Consider the following 1,197-nt stretch of genomic DNA (forward strand, 5'->3'; position numbering starts at 1 on the left):
TGAAGACTTACCCGTTTTCGGACAGCTCTAAATTACACAATTTTTCTTTTTTCATTGGGTCTAGACCCAATGAAAATTCTTTATAGATCTGATTAGGGCTTTTTCTGCCCATTGATTTATGTGGGTGATATTTGTTATAATCTTCCCTAAAGCCCTCAGCTATCTGTTGTACTTCTTCTAAATTCCGGAAGATGTAAGCGTCCAAAACGTCTTCTCTAAATGTTTTATTGAACCTTTCAATGTAACCATTTTGCGATGGTTTTCCTGGTTGGATATAATTGATCTCGATTCCTTCAGTTTCGCAGTAGGACATAAATATTTTTGAAATAAATTCTGGTCCGTTATCCACTCGTATTTGTAAAGGTTTGCCGTAAACCTCTATGGCCTGCCTTAGATATTCCACAACACGTAGGGCAGGCATTGATAGTGCTGGAGTGGTACATAGCGCTTCTCTGTTATAATCATCAATAAGGTTAAATACTCTAAACTTTCTTCCTGTCATTAGACCATCACTCATAAAATCTGCACTCCATACCTGTCTTGGTGCCTGAGGTTGATCCAGGGGAGTTTTAACACGAGCTGGAAGACGCTTTTTACTCTTCCTTCTCAATTGCAGACTTAAAAGCCTGTATACCCGAAGGACTCGTTTCCGGTTCCATTTAAAGCCTTGTGATCGGATCCTGTAGAAATAGTAATCAAATCCCCGATTAGGTTTGATCTCACTCATTTCTGTAAGTTTGTCTATTACTTCAGAATCATCCCTCTTGGTCTTATAATACCACATAGAGCGACTTAAGCAAACCAACTCGCAAGCTCTCACAATACTCAACTTCTCCTGCTTAACTACTTGCTCGGTCAATTCCTTACGTTCACAAGGCTTTAAAGCTTTTTTTCAATAATATCTTTAAGGATACGATGGTCAAGGCTCAAATCAGCATACATCTGCTTTAGACGCTGATTCTCTTCCTGGAGCGATTTAAGCTCTTTGAGTTGTTGAGCATCCATACCACCATACTTACGCTTCCAGCTATAAAACGCCGCCGTGGTAATTCCTTTGTCTCGGCAAATGTCGGTAACCTTCATTCCCGATTCGTACTGTTGAAGCATTGCAATTATTTGTGCTTCTGTAAATCTGCTTTTCTTCATAACTTAAAAATAGTTGATTTTTAAACTGTATGAAAAACAGGGAAGCCTTCA

General features: G+C 39.0%; 2 protein-coding genes. Both read right to left on the minus strand.

Annotated elements, in window-relative coordinates; genetic code table 11:
- Nucleotides 1–7: 7 nt before the first annotated feature.
- The gene (locus ACFFGL_RS13640; protein ID WP_309730858.1) at nucleotides 8–820 is read right to left on the minus strand and encodes an IS3 family transposase; all 813 of its coding nucleotides are present in this window, start codon (nucleotides 818–820) and stop codon (nucleotides 8–10) included.
- Between the two features lie 59 nt (nucleotides 821–879).
- Entirely contained in the window at nucleotides 880–1,146 is a 267-nt protein-coding gene (locus ACFFGL_RS13645; RefSeq protein WP_027885854.1) for a transposase, read from the minus strand.
- Nucleotides 1,147–1,197 lie beyond the last annotated feature (51 nt).

The sequence above is a fragment of the Mesonia maritima genome (assembly GCF_042433895.1).
GTDB lineage: Bacteria > Bacteroidota > Bacteroidia > Flavobacteriales > Flavobacteriaceae > Mesonia > Mesonia maritima.